Source organism: Tamlana crocina (assembly GCF_012037625.1).
On sequence record NZ_JAAVJS010000315.1, the window covers coordinates 1 to 416 of the forward strand.

Here is a 416-nt window from a genome sequence, read left to right on the forward strand (position 1 = left end):
TTTGCCTGAAGTTAAGATCACCTGCACCGGTGCATCATAGTGCAGGCTTACCCCCTGTTTTTCTGCCACTTTTACCATAGCGGTGATCACACTTCCAAAGCCGCCCTGGGGATACCAGGTGCCAAGTTTGAGTCCGGCATAATTCATTAGGCTATACAGCGCCGGAGTGTCCTGTGGCATAGCTCCTAAAAACAGGACAGGAAACTCTATAAGAGCAATTAACTTTGGATTGGAAAAATATTTTCGTACATGCTTGCTGAAAGATGAAAAGACCTGTAGCCTTAGTGCACCTTTGATAAGATCAATGTCCATGAATTCCCCTATAGAAATTCCAGGCATATATACCAGCCTTTCCATCCCCTGCTCGTATTTATACTGTGCCTCTTCCATGAACTTATCCAGTTTTGCAGCACTAC

The 416-nt window shown here is 44.7% G+C and carries 1 protein-coding gene; it reads right to left on the minus strand.

What is annotated here, in order from left to right; translation table 11 throughout:
- A partial coding sequence (locus HC176_RS16890; RefSeq protein ID WP_209309773.1) for a phytoene desaturase family protein occupies positions 1–390 on the minus strand: 390 nt, incomplete at its 3' end.
- Positions 391–416 lie beyond the last annotated feature (26 nt).